This is a genomic window from Leptotrichia sp. HMT-225 (genome assembly GCF_030644325.1).
In the GTDB taxonomy this organism is placed as follows: domain Bacteria; phylum Fusobacteriota; class Fusobacteriia; order Fusobacteriales; family Leptotrichiaceae; genus Leptotrichia; species Leptotrichia massiliensis.
This window is the reverse complement of record NZ_CP130323.1, coordinates 219,854-237,486: the sequence shown is the minus strand read 5'-3', so window position 1 is coordinate 237,486 and position 17,633 is coordinate 219,854. Positions and strand designations below refer to the sequence as shown.

Here is a 17,633-nt window from a genome sequence, read left to right as displayed (position 1 = left end):
TTAATATATTGGTTGACAATTTTCTGTGAAATAGCCAACTTGTACTAAGCCTTATGATTGCTTAATTTCAACTCCCACACCTGATGGTAAGTTTAATGATGCTAATGCATTTACGATTTGTTGATTTGAATTTTTGATTTCTACAAATCTTCTGTGAATTCTCATTTCAAATTGTTCTCTTGAATCTTTATTTACGTGAACTGATCTTAAAACTGTATATTTTTTAGTTTTTGTAGGTAATGGAAGTGGTCCTGCTAATTCTGAACCATTTTTCTTAGCTACTTCTGCAATTTTTTTAGCAGATTGATCCAACAGTTTGTGATCATAAGATTGTAAATATATTCTTATTTTATCCAAAGTATTTCCTCCTGTTTTATTTTTTCTCTTTGTTTTAGCAATTAGAGAAATTAGATTATAAAACCTAATTTCTCTTTTTATTCAGCATTTGCGAACTATTTTCTATTACATTTCTAAATATTATAACAAATATTTTCATTATCTGCAATATTTATTTTTATTTTATTTCTTAAAGAAAGTTCCTTACAGAAAACTATTTAGTAATAGTTGCTACTACTCCTGAAGCTACTGTTCTTCCACCTTCTCTTATCGCAAATCTTAATCCTTCTTCCATTGCGATTGGGTGAATTAATTCTACTGTCATTTCTATGTTATCTCCAGGCATTACCATTTCTACACCTTCTGGCAAGTTTACTTCTCCTGTAATGTCAGTAGTTCTGAAGTAGAATTGTGGTTTGTATCCTGTGAAGAATGGTGTATGTCTTCCTCCTTCATCTTTTGTCAATACGTATACTTCTGACTTAAATCCTGTATGTGGATTGATTGTTCCTGGTTTTGCAAGTACTTGTCCTCTTTCCACTTCTTCTTTCTTAGTTCCTCTTAATAATGCTCCTATATTATCTCCAGCTTGTCCTGAATCTAATAATTTTCTGAACATTTCTACTCCTGTTACAGTAGTTTTTGTTGTTGGCTTGATCCCTACGATTTCTACTTCTTCACCAACGTTGATTACTCCTCTTTCTACTCTTCCTGTTACAACTGTTCCTCTTCCTGTGATTGTGAACACGTCTTCAATTGGCATTAGGAATGCTTGGTCTACTGGTCTTTCTGGTGTTGGAATGTAGTCATCAACTGCATCCATTAATTCCATGATTCTGTCTACCCATTGAGCTTCCCCATTTAATGCTCCTAATGAAGATCCTTTAATTACTGGTACATCATCTCCAGGGAATCCGTATTCTGTAAGTAATTCTCTTACTTCCATTTCTACTAATTCTAATAATTCTTCATCGTCTACCATGTCAACTTTGTTCAAGTAAACTACGATATAAGGAACTCCAACTTGTCTTGCAAGTAGGATGTGTTCTCTTGTTTGAGGCATTGGACCGTCAGCTGCTGATACTACTAAGATTGCTCCATCCATTTGAGCTGCTCCTGTAATCATGTTTTTTACATAATCGGCATGGCCTGGACAGTCAACGTGAGCATAGTGTCTGTTTTCTGTTTCATACTCAATGTGAGCTGTGTTGATTGTAATCCCTCTTTCTCTTTCTTCAGGGGCTTGGTCGATATTTTCAAAATCAACTTTTTCAGCTAGTCCTTTTTCAGCCAACACTTTTGAAATTGCTGCTGTTGTTGTTGTTTTCCCGTGGTCAACGTGACCTATTGTCCCTACGTTTACGTGTGGTTTGCTTCTCTCGAATTTAGCTTTTGCCATTGTTATAATTCCTCCGTTATTTTTAGTTTTTTTTAAGTTCTTTAATTATTTTTCTAAATTTATTCTTTTAAATTTTTATTATTTTCCTTGTCTTTCATCAATTACTTGTTGAGCAATATTTTTTGGAACTTCTACATATTTTTCAAATTCCATTGAGTAAGATGCTCTTCCTTGTGTTTTTGATCTCAAGTCAGTTGCATAACCGAACATTTGTGATAAAGGTACTTCTGCATTAATAATTTTTGCATTGTTTCTGTCAGTCATTCCTGAAACTTGTCCACGTCTTGAGTTCAAATCTCCAATTACGTCTCCCATGTATTCTTCTGGAGTAGTAACTTCTACTTTGAAGATTGGTTCCAACAATACTGGATTAGCGGCTCTAAGTCCTTTTTTAACTGCCATTGAACCTGCTATTTTAAATGCCATTTCTGATGAATCGACTTCATGGTAAGATCCATCATACAATGTAACTTTTATATCTTGAACAGGGTATCCTGCAACAACTCCTGCTTCTAACGCTTCTTGAATTCCTTTATCTACTGCTGGAATATATTCTCTTGGAATAGCTCCTCCAGTAATTTCATTAACAAATTCGTAACCTTTTCCATGGTTAGCTTCAACTTTCATCTTAACATGTCCGTATTGTCCACGTCCTCCAGATTGTTTTGCATATTTTTCTTCAACATCTGCTAATGCATTGATTGTTTCTCTATAAGCAACTTGTGGTTTACCAACATTTGCTTCCACTTTGAATTCACGTTTCATTCTGTCTACGATGATTTCCAAGTGTAACTCTCCCATTCCTGCAATAAGTGTTTGTCCAGTTTCTTGGTTAGTTGACACTTTAAATGTAGGATCTTCTTCTGCAAGTTTTGCAAGAGCTGTTCCCATTTTTTCCTGATCGGCTTTAGTTTTTGGCTCTACTGCAATTTGAATAACTGTATCAGGAAATTCCATTTTTTCCAAGATAATCGGAGCGTTTTCAGCACTCAATGTATCTCCTGTTGTAGTATCTTTTAGTCCAACTGCCGCAGCTATATCTCCAGAGTAAACTACATCAAGTTCCTCTCTCTTATTAGCATGCATTTGAAGTAATCTTCCCATTCTTTCTTTTTTACCTTTAGTAGAGTTTAAAACATAAGATCCTTTTTCTAATACTCCTGAATAAACTCTGAAGAATGATAATCTTCCAACAAATGGATCTGTAATAATTTTGAATGCCAATGCTGAGAATGGTGCTTCATCTCCCATTTCTCTTTCGATTGGTTCTTCAGTTTTAGGATCAGTTCCATTAATTTTCCCACCGTTAATATCTAATGGTGATGGCATATAAGCAACTACTGCATCAAGCAATGGCTGAATCCCTTTATTTTTGAATGCTGTTCCGCACAATACAGGTACAACAGTTCCTTCAATTGTTGCAGCTCTTAATGCTTTTTTGATTTCTTCTTCAGAGATTTCTTCTCCTCCAAAGTATTTTTCCATCAATTCATCATCAGTTTCAACTACAGATTCAATCATGTGTTCTCTTGCCGCTTGAGCATCATCTAACAATTCTGCCCTAATATCAACAACTTCATAATCTGCTCCCATAGTTTCATCTTTAAACAAATATTCTTTCATTGTTACCAAGTCGATAATTCCTTCAAAATTATCTTCTGCACCAATTGGCAATTGGATTGGTACACCATTTCCACCTAATTTTTCTTTGATGTCGTTTACACACATGTTAAAGTCTGCTCCGACTCTATCCATTTTGTTAAAGAAAGCCATTCTTGGTACGTTATATTTGTCAGCTTGTCTCCAAACTGTTTCTGATTGAGGTTGCACTCCGTCAACTGCTGAGAATACTGCAACTGCTCCATCTAATACTCTTAATGATCTTTCTACCTCAACTGTAAAGTCAACGTGACCTGGTGTATCTATTATATTAATTCTATGTCCATTCCAGAATGCTGTTGTCGCAGCTGATGTAATTGTGATTCCTCTTTCTTGTTCTTGTTCCATATAGTCCATCGTAGCAGCTCCTTCGTGAACTTCTCCGATTTTATGGTTTACTCCTGTATAAAATAAAATTCTTTCAGTCGTAGTTGTTTTTCCGGCGTCTATATGTGCCATGATACCAATGTTTCTAGTATCTTTTAAAGCAACTTTTCTTGCCATTTAATTTTTCCTCCTTGTTTTTGTAAGCTACTTCTTTATCTATGAAGTATGTATAAAATTTGAAACAATATTTTTATAAATCCAATTCTGAAAAAATGAATTTCGTAAAAATACAAACATTTTTGAATACTTAACAATCTTTTTTAAACAAACAAAATTACCATTTGTAATGTGCGAACGCTCTATTTGCTTCAGCCATTTTATATGTATCTTCTTTTTTCTTAATTGATCCACCTTCATTGTTAGCAGCTGCAATTAATTCTTTTTTCAATTTGTTTACCATTCCGTATTCTTTTCTTTCTCTCGTATATCTAACTAACCATCTGATTGCTAGAGTTTGCTGTCTTTCTTTTCTTACTTCAACTGGTACTTGGTAAGTTGCCCCTCCGATTCTTCTAGATCTTACTTCTAATTGAGGTCTTACATTTTCCATTGCTCTTCTGAATACCTCAATCCCTTCTTCTTGAGTTTCTTCAGTTATTTGTTGCAATGCTGAATAAAAAATATGCTCAGCTAATGATTTTTTTCCATCTTTCATTAATCCGTTAATGAATTTAGTTACTACTTTATCGTTAAATTGAGAATCTGGTAATACATCTCTTCTTTCCGCTCTTCTTCTTCTTGACACTTAATTGTCCTCCTTACTTTTTTAAAAATTAATTACCCTTTTTTCGCTCCGTATCTTGATCTACCTTGTTTTCTGTTTACAACTCCTGCTGTATCCAATGCTCCTCTGATTATTTTATATCTAACCCCTGGCAAATCTTTTGTTCTTCCTCCTCTTAAAAGAACGATACTATGTTCTTGTAAGTTGTGTCCGATTCCTGGAATATAAGCAGTAACTTCGATTCCATTTACTAATTTAACCCTTGCTACCTTTCTTAAGGCTGAGTTAGGTTTTTTAGGTGTAGTTGTATATACTCTTACACAAACCCCTCTTTTTTGTGGATTACCTTTCAATGCAGGTGATTTTTTCTTTTTCTCAGTTGTACTTCTACCAAATCTTACTAATTGATTAATAGTAGGCATCTGTTTTCCTCCTCTCAAATTTCTTTGATTTATATATTTATTCTCGCGTTATATTTCAAAACTAAAACTTTTTATAAAGCTCATTTCTTCAATCTACATTTGATAAAGCTGCATTTGACAAAGTTTTTTATTGTTGCTTTTCCTGCAAATTTACTTTATCAAACATAAGTGCATACCTATTTTAAGTATGTCGATTTACTCTAAAATTCACTTCAAAACACATTATTTTGATAAATAATATATTTTTTCAAAATTTAGTTATGAGTTCTAACCTAACTATTTTATACTATAAAAGCCCTTTTGTCAAGGGCTATAAAAGATTTTTATTCAATAATTTTTCAAAGGAGTTCTTATTTCAAAAAATATTTTAAATTTTCTTCCTGAATTTCCTATTTTCCATTCTGGCTTGTTCCTTCATACCTTAAAATATTCTTTTGCTTAAACTTTTTCATGTAATATTTTACTTTATTTACTGTCCAGTAGATTATACCCAAAATTTGGACTATTTTATAAAAACATAAATTATATTTTTCAACAAAAAAATAAAGCACCTATCTGTATTTTTCAAGGTACTTTATTTTACTTCAAGTAATCAAACTATTTTTCTCTTAAATATTTTTCAATACCATTTATCATTCCTGTTACCATTTTTTCCTGATATTCTGGTGTTGACATTTTTCTGTCTTCTTCTGGATTTGACATAAATCCAAATTCAATCAGCGTATTTGTAACTTTGGACCAGTTTGTTCCTGTCAAGTCGTCACGGTAGGATACTCCACGATTTTTGGCTCCTGTCGCTTTTACGTATTCTGATAATATGTCACGTGAAAATTTGTCGCTGGATTTTTGGACACTTTTTGTGTATGGATTTTTTGGTGAAGAAGTCAAAACTGAAGCTCCCTGTGTTGAGGAATTATTAATTCCATCAGCATGAAGTCTTATGTATAATGAACATCCTGCGTTGTTTGTCTTGATTGCACGTTCTTTATTACTAATATCTACATCGTTTGTTTCACGCACCATAAACACTTTATACCCTTTATTTTTTAAAGCATCTCTTAATTTTAACCCAACTTCCAGCGTAAGCTGATATTCGTATTTTTTAGTTGCCACTCCTCTTGTTCCCGATGAAACTTTTGGCTTTCTTGTAGATGAGCCTGGCGCAATTTCTTCCAAAGCTGAATTTCCTCTGACCTGATGTCCTGGATCAATACAAATTAGCTCATTATCATTCCCAGCTGCATTTAATGGAGCTGCCATCATCAAACCTGCTGTCGCCACATATAACATTTTTTTTATTCCTTTTATCATTTTTTCCTCCTGAATTTTTTTATTTAACACCAGTATATCTAAAATTCTCCTTTTTAATTTTAATTTCAACATACTGTCATCATTTCAGTTTAGCACATAATTAGAAAATTAACAACAACTTTTTTTAAATTTATGTTAAATATTTTCAAAATTACACTTGTTTTTTTTAAAAATCAAGCTATTATATTATTAATAGAATAATTTTAAAAATTTTTATATAGTAAATAAATAAATATTTAAAATTATAGGAGGTTTTTATTATGATTTCTTTCATTTTATCGATTGTCGCACTTATTTTAGGCTACGCATTTTACAGTAAATTTGTAGAAAAAGTTTTCGGAATAGAACCTGACAGAATGCCACCTTCAATCGAATATTACGATGGTGTCGACTATGTGGAAGTTAGCACTCCAAAAGCGTTTCTGATTCAATTTCTAAATATTGCCGGAACAGGACCAATTTTTGGAGCTATTGCAGGTGCTTTGTGGGGTCCAGCCGCATTTTTATGGATTGTCTTTGGATGTATTTTTGGAGGAGCTGTTCATGATTTCTTGATTGGTATGCTTTCTCTTAGGGATAAAGGAAGCAGTATTGGAGAACTTGTAGGACAAAATTTAGGTGTTGTAATGCAGCAGATTATGAGAGTTTTTTCAATTGTTTTGCTTCTTTTAGTTGGAGTAGTGTTTATAAAATCACCTGCTGATATCCTTCACAATCTGATTCCAGGTGTGAGTGCCATGACTTTTACAATCGTTATCATTGCTTATTATATCTTGGCTACAATTCTTCCACTTGATAAAATCATTGCTAAGATTTATCCAATTTTTGGTTTTGCGTTGCTCTTTATGGCGATTGGTATTGGAGGAATGTTAATTTATGGACAATTTACAGGTGCTTTTGCAATTCCTGAAATTACTGAAATTTTTAAAGGAAATCCACATCCTAAAGGAGTATCAATGTTCCCTTACTTATTTATCTCAATTGCCTGTGGTGCAGTAAGTGGTTTCCATGCTACTCAATCTCCAATGGTTGCACGTTGTATAAAAAATGAAACTGAAGGAAGAAAAGTATTTTATGGTGCCATGATTGCAGAAGGTGTTGTTGCATTAGTTTGGGCTGCCGCTGCAATGACAGTATTTGGTGGAATTAAAGAACTTGCTGCTGCTGGAACTCCTGCAGTTGTTGTAAATAAGGCATCTGTTCAATTGCTTGGTGTATTTGGAGCATTTCTGGCTGTGCTTGGTGTTGTTGCCTGCCCAATTACGTCAGGAGATACCGCTTTTAGAGGCTCAAGATTAATTATTGCTGATATTTTCAAAATTAAACAGGCTCCAATAAAAAATAGATTTTTAATCGCAATACCTTTATTTATTGTTGGTATTTACTTAACAACTATTGATTTTAACATTATCTGGAGATACTTCGCATGGGCAAACCAAACTTTGGCGGCAGTTTCATTATGGACTGCAACAGTATGGCTTGTTAAGAAAGAAAAACCATTCTTATTCGCATTAATTCCTTCAATGTTTATGACGATGGTTGTTACAACCTACATTGTAATTGCTCCAGAAGGATTTGTAAGATTTTTCAAGAACGTTCCTGTTCACACTATTGAATTTTACGGAATATTAATTGCAAGTGTAGTTACAATTATCTGTACAGCATTGTTATTTAACTATAAGCATCATTTGCACGGAAAATCTCATCATGCTGGACATTTACACATTGCAAAATAAAATAATTAAATAAATAAAAAAATACAGTCAAACAAGGTTTTATTCAGAATTCTTTGCTTGACTGTTTTATTTATTTTATTTTTCACTTTATTTTTTGAACTTTTTAATATATAATATCCCTAAAAATAAATTATTTAGGAGAAAAAATGTTAAACTTTATACAAAATATTGATATTTTTATTATTAAACAATTTTACAATTTTCAACACAGCTTAAATTCTAAGTTACTAAGCAGCATATTGATATTTTTTACCAACTTAGGAAATCACGGATTAATCTGGATTACAGTGACATTATTCTTGCTTTCTATCAAAAAATATCGAAAAATCGGATATTTAGCGATAATTTCATTGATTATAAATGCAATTATTGTAAATGTAATTTTGAAAAACCTCACACATAGAGCAAGACCCTTTACAGAAATATCTGACATTATCCTTTTAATCAAAGCCCCAAAGGATTTTTCATTTCCTTCGGGACATACCTCAGCATCTTTTACAATGGTATATATTTTTTACAAACATTTAAAAAAATATTTTCCAGCTGTACTGATAACAAGCATTATTATTGCCTTTTCAAGGCTATACTTAACTGTACATTTTCCAAGTGATGTTTTGGCTGGATTGCTTATTGGATTGTTTGCAGGGTTTTTGGGGGAGAAGGTTTTTAATAAGAAAAATAATTTGATGAAAAGTTAGGATTTCCTAGCTTTTTTTGTATAAAATATATCAAATCTTCATCATATTCAATTTCGTAATCTTTTGTTAAAATTTTATTGCCAAGATTTTCTCCTAATTCTTCCAACAAATCTTGTACATTTTTTATTATAATTTCTTCAAGTTCGATCAAACCTGATTCATTTAATATTTTAAATGCCCATTCTTTTGATTTTTCTTCATCTTTCTCTCTATTATTATACATCATTTCTTCCATTCCAAATGCATATTTTATATCAGCTGAAGCTTCATATAATTTGTTTACTTCTTCTCTATCTTGTTCAACAAAGTTAATATTACATTCATAAAGCATTCCAAGAGCATAAATCGCTCTGGCATCTCCCATTTCTTTTCCAATTTTATACCATTTTTCAGCTTCTTTTTCGTTTTTTTCGACTGTATCTAGATATTTTCCAATTTCGTAAGCTGCCTCTTTTACTCCCAGTTCATAAGCCTTTTCAAATGTTTCCTTAGTCTTTTCTCCATTTCCTTCTGCATAATACGATTTTGCAAGTGCTAAATACCCTCTTTCATTATAATTTGTTGATTCAACAAATAATTTTCGAGCATTTTCATAATCTCGTTTTTTCACAAATTCATTTCCTTGATTAATTAGTTCCGCGTATTTTTTGTCTTTTTCATTTCCAAGCATAAACTCAATATTTTTAATTATTTCAAAAGTTAATCCTGTAATTTGTTTTTCGTTCAGCAATTTTTTCTGCCATTCAACAACTTTTTCTTTCCTGTTCTGTTTAAAGTACAAACTAACTAGATTATATATTATCCTAGCATCTTTTGTATCAATTGTCTTTAAATAAAGTTCTTCTGCTTTTTCATAATCTTTATTTTCTTCAGCAATTTTACCTAGTCTGATTGTTGAATTAATATCCCCTTTTTTCATTCCCTCATTATACCAATCCAACGCAAGCTGAGTATTCCCCTCTCTCTCCTCAATCATCCCCAGATAATAAGCCGCTTCTTTCACTCCATCATTATATACAAAACTAAACATACTAACTGCATTCTGTCTATCTTTTTTACAATAGTAATAAAATTTCCCCAGTTCATAATTCCCTTTTATGCTCAAGCCCGATGCTCTTTCCAATTTTTCCTTTGCTCTTTTAAAATCTCCAAAAAACATATCTTCGTATGCATAGAAAATAATTTTCTGATATTCTTCATTTCTTGCTTCATCACTTCCATGATAATTGTTTGAATAATCAATTTCAACAATATCATCTATTGAAACAACTCTATGTCCAAATCTATCCACATTATCAGTTTCCTCATCATTTTTCCTATTTTTATTTTCTCTTTCTCTAGAAAAATTATCATATTCATCCATTTTTTTACGATTTCTAAAATTCATCATTATAAAAACTATAGCTATCCCAATTATTATTGCTATTACTATTTCCATCCCCACGCTCCTTACTCTTTTGAAACTTCTCCTGCAAACTAGCCCAATTTTAAATATTTACTTTATATGTTTAACACATCATATTTCCTCATATTTTCATATTCATAAGACTGATTAATCCCATTCATGAATAGATCTCTGCTTTCCACATCTTCCGTCAAATTCTCCTTCAAAAGAAATTTCAATTCCAAAGCATTAACCACACTTCTTTTCATTGCCGACAAATAATCATTTCTATTAATATTTTGCCAATTCACACACATTCCAAGTCTTTTTATCAACATCTGATCCAGCCAAATTCTAGTCGTTCTTCCATTTCCCTCATAAAACGGATGCATTATATTCATCTCAACATATTTTTCAATTATTTCCTCAAAAGTATTTTCAGACATTTTGGAAACTGTCTTTAAATTATCTTCAAGATACATCGCACGACAAAACACAGTATCGCCTTTCCGAATATCATGTTCCCGTATTTTTCCTGCAGTTCCATAACATTCCTGAAACAAATACCAATGTATTTCCTTCAAGCCTTCAAAAGTTCCCACTTGAATTTTTTTCAATATCCCATTATCAAATAACTCTTTTGCCCGTTTTTTACTCAAAAATTCTTCATCATCTTGTGAAACTAGCTTTTTTAAAATTTTATCACTTTCATTTTCCCAACTGTATTTATTATTTGCCATTTGTTTTTCCTGCTTTCATAAAATTATTCTTATTTTTGAAAAACCATTGAATTATACAATGCCTCAAATAAAGGAAGTTTTACTACCGCTGTTGCCCTTTCAGAAAAAATTATTTCATCTTCTCTTGTTTTTATTTCTAACATTCCTCCAAAATTTCTGGAAACTTTTATTGGCTGTAGTCTATTCCACGGATAAATTGCACCATCCACAAGTAATCCTTCTTTTTTTATTATCAACTTATTATTTGGATTTTCAAAAACTTTATGAGCTTCCTTTTGAAGTCTGTCAAGAGGCACAACTTTATCTCTCATAGCACGATAAACTCTATCTCTACGCTTTCCAAGAAAATCTCTTTTACGGTAGTCAGCTTTTATATCTTCTTCTGAACGTACGCCAAAAACTTCTTCCCCACCTGAATTTATAATTTCTTTGGAAACAGGGATTCTGTCAAGCAGATGGTTTTTTAGAAGACTTTGTATAGTTTGTGATGGAAAAGCTATTTCAGATATTGTTCTCCAGTAATTCTTATTATTTCTATAAGCCAGGAAATCCCCTGAATATGTTGTTATTATAAAATATTCCAAAGATTTATAATCTATATCTTCATTTTCAACATTTGTAACAAAAGTATTTTCCTTTAATTCCACAGTTCTTATTCCATTAAACAATATCGTCATCAATATCGAAAAACAGCAAAATACCGAAACTATCAGACCAAGCATCGCCACTTGAAAAAAAGGCATCAAAATCCCAGAAATTCCACCAATAATAACCCATTTTATTAAATTTCTATATGTAACTGTGCTAAATTTTATAAACACTTTCTGATTGTCTGAAATATCTACACAATTTACTATTTTTTCTTCTTTCCTCCCTAATTCTGATTGCTCTCTCATTCTTTCTGTTTCTACGTAACTTTTTTCATCTTTCATAATTTTTATCCTCCTAAGTTTTTTGTATTTTTATTTAAATATTATTTTTCATTCCTTTTAAATTTTTTTCAAACGAAATTAAATCTTACTCCAAACTCTCCAACTCCCCACTCTTCACATCCCACTCTTCCATTTTCTCCATCTCTTCTTCTTCCAGCCTGTCGAGCTTTTCCTGCACTTCCATCAGTTTTTCCATATTATTTTCTTTTCCAGCTTTTTCGTATTCAGCGTTTAAGTTTTCTCTCGTTTCTGTGATTTTTTCCATTTCCTTTTCCAGTTTTTCAATATCACGTTTTAATTTTGCGATTTTTCTTGACTGTTCTTTCTGCTCCTGATATGAAAGTTTTTTCTCTTCCTTCGTTTCGAGGACTGTTCCTTGAGAAGCTGATTTTGCTGTTTTTAGGCTTTCTTTATAGTCTTCGTAATTTCCTTTGAATTTTGTAAGTCCGTTTTCGTCAAGGCAGTAAATTGTGTTGCAGACTGTGTCTAAAAAGTGTCTGTTGTGGGAAACGACTAGCATTGTTCCGTCAAAATCCTCCAAAGCATCCTCCAGCACTTCGATGGAATAAACATCCAGATGGTTTGTCGGTTCGTCTAAAATCAGAAAGTTGGCTTTTTCCATGTAAAGTTTCAAAAATGCCACACGTACTCTTTCTCCACCACTTAGCATACTGATTTTTTTCTGCACATCGTCACCTGAAAACAAAAATCCGCCTGCGAGTGTTCGCAAATATTCTTCTGTCAAGTCAAGTGAATTGTTTATTTCCTGTAAAATCGTATTTTCTTGCGAAAATTCCTGATGATTCTGATCATAATATCCGATTTTTAGCCTTGTTCCAAACTCAATTTCCCCTGTATCCTTGGGCAATTTATCCAAAAGTATTTTTAGAAGTGTAGATTTTCCAATCCCATTTTTTCCAATAATTCCAACTCTTTCTCCACGGAAAAGCTCAAAATTTATATTATTCAAAACTTTTTTCCCATCAAAGCTTTTAGACAAGCTTCTAACTTTCAACACATTTTCCCCGCTCATTTTAGCCGCTTCAAATTTTAGCCTCATTCTTTGTGGATTAAATACAGGATCTTCCATTCTCTCGATTCTATCCAGTATTTTTTGCCGTCCTTTCGCTTGTCTTGCCTTTATTCCAGCTCGAAATCTGTCAATATATTCCTCCATTTTCTTAATTTTTTCCTGCTCCTTCTCATACCGCTTGATTTCCCCCTTCAAAATCATCTCTTTTTGAAGAATAAACGATGAAAAGTTGCCATCATACTTATGCAATTTTTTATTTTCCAACTCAAAAATTTTTGTACAGACATTATCCAAAAATATTCTATCGTGAGAAACAAGTAAAAATGCCTTATTATACTTTTTCAAATAATCCTCAAGCCACTCAATCGAAATCAAGTCCAAATGGTTTGTCGGCTCGTCCAGAATCAGCAAGTCAGGTTCAGACAAAAGCAGTTTTGCAAGCGAAACACGTGTTCTTTCCCCACCGCTCAAATCCTGCAATAACAAATTCTCGTATTCCCCAGTAAGCTCAAGCCCTGTAAGCACCTGTTTAATCTTGTATTCAATCTCATAGCCATTTTTTGCCTCGTAAATAGAAGAAAGTTCAGCAGACTTGTTAATCAGCTTTTCCATTTCATCCTCGTTCGCTGTTCCCAAAAGCATATTAACTTTCTGAATCTCGTCCCAAATTTTTCTCTCTTCCTCAAAAATAGTCATCATTTCCTCGTAAATCGTATTTTTTTCATCTGAAAACTCCGTATTCTGCGACAAATACCCAATTTTTGTAGCCCCACTTTTCACAATTTCCCCAAACTCATTAAGATTATTCTCATTCCCATCAATCCGCTCTTCCCCCAAAAGCATCCTGATAATTGTAGACTTCCCAGCCCCATTTACCCCCACAAGCCCAATCTTATCCTTCTCTTCAATTGTAAAATTAATATCCCTCAAAATATATTCCCCTGCAAATTGCTTATATATCTTGTTAAACTGAACTAAACTCATTAAATATCCTTTCCTTTTCCCCATTTTTATCAAATTATTTTTATTTAAATTTATTTTTAAATTATATCATTTTTGATATTTGTTTACAACGTTTGTGAAATTTTTGAAATCATATAAAATACAACAAAAATAAAAAAGACTCCATTCAATAAAGAACAAAGCCTTTTTCTAAATTTTAAATTTCCAAAACTTTACAATTTCTCACAAATAAAAACGAAATATCCTCAATTATTATCTCAGATTTAGCAACAAAAATTCCCGTCATTTTATCTATTTCTTTTAAAATTATCTTCTTGTTATCAAATCTTTCAATTATCCCAAATTTTTCAGAATATGATTTCTCATGCTCAAAATGCACTAATATTTTATTCTCAAAGCATTTTTTCAAAACTTCTTCTATTTTCATTTTTACAATATTTGGAAAAATTTTTTCTAAATTTATATCTTTTGTTTCTATTAAATTCATTCTGTCATTAACTTCTTCAATATCCGACATTTGTAATATTGTAAATTTACAATCGCCAAAAAACAAATCTTTCTCATAAATTAAAATATGATTATCATCTTGAAAAATAATATCACCTAAAACATCGTCCAAATCATAAACTTTTATCAATTTATTTTTTTTAATTTCGCTATCTTCTACAATAATATCTTTTATAACATTTTTTCCTGCTCTTATAATTTTTACTCCGTATTTTCTTATAATTTCTTCTTCGTTTTCATCTTCTTCATCACAAAAATGAAACCAAAAAAACTCATCTGAATTTTTAATTAAATAGCCATTATTATTCCAATCTCTATCATAAGAAATTTGTAATCTTATTTTATTTTTTACAAAATATTCAAATAAATGTTCAAAAAAATTATCTTTTCTTAAAATAACAGTTTTCCCTTTATTTAAAGTTCTTTCTCGTATTTTCTCCTTCATTAATTCTAAATACCATTTTTTTCTTCCTAATTTTTTCAATTCTTCATTTTTTAAAAATTTATATCCTTCATACTTTCCGTAAGGGTTAATTGATGTGAAAATATGAAATTTACTACTATTTCCAATATAATTCCCAACAGAAAATCTATCTCCTAAACGTGAATACTCCAGCAACTCATCTTTCCCAATTTTCTCTAAAATCTTTTTCATAAAATTCTCCTATTCTACAAAACTTTTACTCATTTGTAAAAGTCTAAAAACCCCGATAAACACAATATTTTTTAATGTTTAATTTCCTTATTTTTCTACACTCTTTAACAAAGAGATCCTAATTCCATGCTATCCTTCTCAATTTCTGCAACTTTTTACTCTTATAGCTGGCTACAAATCAATTATATTCCTTAGTTTCATCCAATTTATCATTAACATCCTCTTCCTTATCTACATTTTGTTCATCAGAATCCTCATTTTTTCCTTTATTAGAATGAATAACGTATCTTGAGCCTGAAAACATTATTTTGGAAAACATGCTTTTTATTCTACTGCTTCCTCCAGGATACACAAATGTTTTTTCAAATGAATAAACTCTCGTTAATTCCAGCAATGAAAATAATCTCAAAATAAATCCTATTACAAAAGCAAATCTTATTGTGTAAAATTGTTCCCCAAAAATATAAATTACTCCGTTATTTATAAATTTTCCCAGTATTCCACCAAACAATCCGGCCAATATTGCTGAAAGCCCTGAAACCATCGCATAAGCTCCCACATACGCATCAGCAGGCTCGCCTGAAACTTCCATCATAAGATTCAGCAAACTTAATGTTATCGCTGTAAATCCTATCGCATCAATTACTGCGGCTGCAAAAAGCATTGACATTTTATTGTCTTGAGTCATTGAAAAATAGGTAAGTACGTAATATGTTGTAAAAAATATTCCCATTCTTAACATTGTCTTGTTTCCGTATTTATCAGACAATTTTCCATAAACTAGATAAAGTATGCTTGATAATATCGCTGTTAGAACTCCCATTTGGGAAATGAACATTGTATTTACTCCAAGCACTTTTATTCTATAATATTCTGTCATTGGCTTTAGAAATTCCCATGTAAACAGCCACACAGAAGCAAATTTTAGATAAACGACAAAATTTTTATTTTTAAATGCTGTCTTTATGCTTACTTTTTTCATATCGCTTTCTGAATCAGGCACATAATGAAGACACATAAATATTGCCGAACCTATTGCCGAAAGTGACATTGCCGTTGTCAAGACAAGCATTGCATTTTTCCTGTCTGGCATTGACAAGACATATCCATAAAACAAAGTATAAACCACAGTAGACAACGATGAAAACAAATTACGTTTCCCAAAATATTTTCCCCTTTCCCTTTTATCAATAATCTTCGTCATCACAGCTGTCCAGACGTTATTTGAAAAAGGCGAAACAAGAGCGTAAATAAGCATTACCGCAAAATAGACTTCCTGCCTTCTTATATCAAAAAGAACAGCAAAAGGCATAACACAAATAACCAGCCTTGAAACAGTCGCCGCTATCACCATAGTCCTTTTCCTGCTCCCAAGGAGAAGATTTACCCGCTTAGTAAATATTTGTAGCAAATATCCTGCTGTTGGTAGTGATGATACAATCGATATAAAAAAAGAACTCATATTAAAATAAATCGCCAAGCTCAAAAGCACAAAACTCTGCATCCCTACTGAATACCCATTAAAGAACATAACCTCCAGTATCGCATATTTTTTCGTATTTTCTATTGAATGTTCCTTATCCATATTAACTCCTTCACTAAATATTCAAGTTTTTTCATACCAAAAATTAATAAAAATATTCCAATTTTTTACATTACACTTTTTATGCCGCTCTAACAACCCCTCTTCCAATAAAAACTCCCACAATCGACAGTACAACACTCAAAACCACATATCCAAATGCAATCCAATTGTTTCCTTTCTCAATCAAGTTATACGTTTCCAGCGAAAATGTAGAAAATGTCGTAAATCCTCCACAAATTCCCACTCTCCAGAATAAACTCCAATTCTGTGAAACCTCTCTCCCAGCCACCACCTCAACAACAGCCCCAATTAAAATTGCTCCCAAAATATTTGTAACAAAAGTCTGTACAGGAAAACTCATTTTCAGAGGCACAGCACTAATTAAATACCGAAGAATCGCTCCAATTCCGCCACCAATTCCAATCATCAAAAATTCCATTATTTACCATCCTTAATAACTAAAAATTTATCTGAAAAATAAAAAAATTAGGCTTTAATGAGATAACTTTAAAAATAAAATAGTCCCTTTGCCTAATTAAATATATATTTTACAATATTTTATTTTTTACCGCCAAAAAATTTCCCAACTAATCCCATTACATCATCCATAACATTTCCATCTTTATTTGAATCTAAAAGATTTGTAACCATGCTCATCATTCCACCTTCTCCTGCGAAATTTGCCGCAAGGTTTGATGTCAAATTTCCGATTCCTTGTGCATCCAGATTATTTTCCTTTTTTTGCTGTCCCAATGCACCTAAAACAAGTGGAGCCAACGTTTGTAAAATTTTCATGCTTCCTTGACTGTCAAGCCCACTTGATTGTGAAACAGCGTTTGCTACATTTTGAGTATTATTCCCAAATAAATGCCCCAAAATTCCTGCTCCATCCTTCAAATCAGGATTTTGTAAATAATTACCTAGATTATTTAATACTGAACCATCATGTTGATTTAATGCGTTATTCAATCCTTCCGCTTTTTCACTGCTATTTGCATTTTTATTAACTGCGGCCAATATCGCTGGTAATGCTGCCGCAACACCATTTTTAACTTCTGCACTGTTTCCTCCAACTTGCTCAGCCAGTTTTCCTAAATCCTGTCCTTGTAATAGTCCTAATAATGCTTCTAAATTCATTTTCCCTCCTATATTTTATCTCTTA

16 protein-coding genes are annotated in these 17,633 nt (G+C 32.0%); 2 read left to right on the top strand and 14 right to left on the bottom strand.

The window, feature by feature from the left end:
* Positions 1–51: 51 nt before the first annotated feature.
* The 6 genes from rpsJ to QU666_RS01120 all read right to left on the bottom strand — a co-directional run bounded on the left by rpsJ (position 52) and on the right by QU666_RS01120 (position 6,238).
* Entirely contained in the window at positions 52–357 is a 306-nt protein-coding gene (gene rpsJ / locus QU666_RS01145) for a 30S ribosomal protein S10 (protein WP_012806349.1), read from the bottom strand.
* A 193-nt stretch (positions 358–550) separates the two neighbouring features.
* On the bottom strand, positions 551–1,735 hold the full coding sequence (gene tuf, locus QU666_RS01140) for an elongation factor Tu (protein ID WP_071123693.1): 1,185 nt from the start codon (positions 1,733–1,735) through the stop codon (positions 551–553).
* A 78-nt stretch (positions 1,736–1,813) separates the two neighbouring features.
* Positions 1,814–3,898, bottom strand: coding sequence for an elongation factor G (fusA, locus tag QU666_RS01135; protein ID WP_021769640.1), 2,085 nt, complete (start codon positions 3,896–3,898; stop codon positions 1,814–1,816).
* 157 nt (positions 3,899–4,055) lie between these two features.
* Entirely contained in the window at positions 4,056–4,526 is a 471-nt protein-coding gene (gene rpsG / locus QU666_RS01130) for a 30S ribosomal protein S7 (RefSeq protein WP_012806346.1), read from the bottom strand.
* 32 nt (positions 4,527–4,558) lie between these two features.
* Positions 4,559–4,927: a 30S ribosomal protein S12 gene (gene rpsL, locus QU666_RS01125; RefSeq protein ID WP_006806098.1), complete on the bottom strand. Its 369-nt coding sequence runs from the start codon at positions 4,925–4,927 to the stop codon at positions 4,559–4,561.
* A 597-nt stretch (positions 4,928–5,524) separates the two neighbouring features.
* Positions 5,525–6,238 (bottom strand): N-acetylmuramoyl-L-alanine amidase, encoded by a 714-nt coding sequence (locus QU666_RS01120; RefSeq protein ID WP_036071325.1) that lies wholly within the window; start codon positions 6,236–6,238, stop codon positions 5,525–5,527.
* Positions 6,239–6,498: 260 nt separating this feature from the next.
* Here QU666_RS01120 and QU666_RS01115 point away from each other — a divergent pair, with 260 nt between their 5' ends.
* Both QU666_RS01115 and QU666_RS01110 read left to right on the top strand, forming a co-directional pair.
* Positions 6,499–7,974 (top strand): carbon starvation protein A, encoded by a 1,476-nt coding sequence (locus tag QU666_RS01115; RefSeq protein WP_021769637.1) that lies wholly within the window; start codon positions 6,499–6,501, stop codon positions 7,972–7,974.
* Between the two features lie 146 nt (positions 7,975–8,120).
* Complete coding sequence (locus QU666_RS01110) at positions 8,121–8,672, top strand: phosphatase PAP2 family protein (protein WP_021769636.1); 552 nt, start codon at positions 8,121–8,123, stop codon at positions 8,670–8,672.
* Here QU666_RS01110 and QU666_RS01105 read toward each other — a convergent pair.
* From QU666_RS01105 to QU666_RS01070, 8 genes are all read right to left on the bottom strand, one after another.
* Entirely contained in the window at positions 8,641–10,110 is a 1,470-nt protein-coding gene (locus QU666_RS01105) for a sel1 repeat family protein (RefSeq protein WP_051285847.1), read from the bottom strand. The two genes, QU666_RS01110 and QU666_RS01105, sit on opposite strands and share 32 nt — an antisense overlap.
* 62 nt (positions 10,111–10,172) lie before the next feature.
* Positions 10,173–10,796: a protein adenylyltransferase Fic gene (gene fic, locus QU666_RS01100; RefSeq protein WP_021769634.1), complete on the bottom strand. Its 624-nt coding sequence runs from the start codon at positions 10,794–10,796 to the stop codon at positions 10,173–10,175.
* Between the two features lie 29 nt (positions 10,797–10,825).
* Positions 10,826–11,728, bottom strand: coding sequence for a hypothetical protein (locus QU666_RS01095; protein ID WP_021769633.1), 903 nt, complete (start codon positions 11,726–11,728; stop codon positions 10,826–10,828).
* 85 nt (positions 11,729–11,813) lie between these two features.
* Complete coding sequence (locus QU666_RS01090) at positions 11,814–13,745, bottom strand: ABC-F family ATP-binding cassette domain-containing protein (RefSeq protein WP_036071318.1); 1,932 nt, start codon at positions 13,743–13,745, stop codon at positions 11,814–11,816.
* A 175-nt stretch (positions 13,746–13,920) separates the two neighbouring features.
* A complete protein-coding gene (locus QU666_RS01085; protein WP_021769631.1) occupies positions 13,921–14,886 on the bottom strand; it encodes a hypothetical protein in 966 nt (321 codons plus the stop codon).
* A 178-nt stretch (positions 14,887–15,064) separates the two neighbouring features.
* Complete coding sequence (locus QU666_RS01080) at positions 15,065–16,471, bottom strand: MFS transporter (protein WP_021769630.1); 1,407 nt, start codon at positions 16,469–16,471, stop codon at positions 15,065–15,067.
* Positions 16,472–16,550: 79 nt separating this feature from the next.
* Positions 16,551–16,910, bottom strand: coding sequence for a fluoride efflux transporter CrcB (gene crcB, locus QU666_RS01075; protein WP_021769629.1), 360 nt, complete (start codon positions 16,908–16,910; stop codon positions 16,551–16,553).
* 119 nt (positions 16,911–17,029) lie between these two features.
* Positions 17,030–17,608 (bottom strand): DUF937 domain-containing protein, encoded by a 579-nt coding sequence (locus QU666_RS01070; protein WP_021769628.1) that lies wholly within the window; start codon positions 17,606–17,608, stop codon positions 17,030–17,032.
* Positions 17,609–17,633 lie beyond the last annotated feature (25 nt).

Excerpts from the sequence above, each read along its gene's own strand:
- tuf (WP_071123693.1), bottom strand. The coding sequence starts at position 1,735 with ATGGCAAAAGCTAAATTCGAGAGAAGCAAACCACACGTAAACGTAGGG.
- fusA (WP_021769640.1), bottom strand. The coding sequence starts at position 3,898 with ATGGCAAGAAAAGTTGCTTTAAAAGATACTAGAAACATTGGTATCATG.
- rpsL (WP_006806098.1), bottom strand. The coding sequence starts at position 4,927 with ATGCCTACTATTAATCAATTAGTAAGATTTGGTAGAAGTACAACTGAG.
- QU666_RS01120 (WP_036071325.1), bottom strand. The coding sequence starts at position 6,238 with ATGATAAAAGGAATAAAAAAAATGTTATATGTGGCGACAGCAGGTTTG.
- QU666_RS01115 (WP_021769637.1), top strand. The coding sequence starts at position 6,499 with ATGATTTCTTTCATTTTATCGATTGTCGCACTTATTTTAGGCTACGCA.
- QU666_RS01110 (WP_021769636.1), top strand. The coding sequence starts at position 8,121 with ATGTTAAACTTTATACAAAATATTGATATTTTTATTATTAAACAATTT.
- QU666_RS01105 (WP_051285847.1), bottom strand. The coding sequence starts at position 10,110 with ATGGAAATAGTAATAGCAATAATAATTGGGATAGCTATAGTTTTTATA.
- fic (WP_021769634.1), bottom strand. The coding sequence starts at position 10,796 with ATGGCAAATAATAAATACAGTTGGGAAAATGAAAGTGATAAAATTTTA.
- QU666_RS01095 (WP_021769633.1), bottom strand. The coding sequence starts at position 11,728 with ATGAAAGATGAAAAAAGTTACGTAGAAACAGAAAGAATGAGAGAGCAA.
- QU666_RS01090 (WP_036071318.1), bottom strand. The coding sequence starts at position 13,745 with ATGAGTTTAGTTCAGTTTAACAAGATATATAAGCAATTTGCAGGGGAA.
- QU666_RS01085 (WP_021769631.1), bottom strand. The coding sequence starts at position 14,886 with ATGAAAAAGATTTTAGAGAAAATTGGGAAAGATGAGTTGCTGGAGTAT.
- QU666_RS01080 (WP_021769630.1), bottom strand. The coding sequence starts at position 16,471 with ATGGATAAGGAACATTCAATAGAAAATACGAAAAAATATGCGATACTG.
- crcB (WP_021769629.1), bottom strand. The coding sequence starts at position 16,910 with ATGGAATTTTTGATGATTGGAATTGGTGGCGGAATTGGAGCGATTCTT.
- QU666_RS01070 (WP_021769628.1), bottom strand. The coding sequence starts at position 17,608 with ATGAATTTAGAAGCATTATTAGGACTATTACAAGGACAGGATTTAGGA.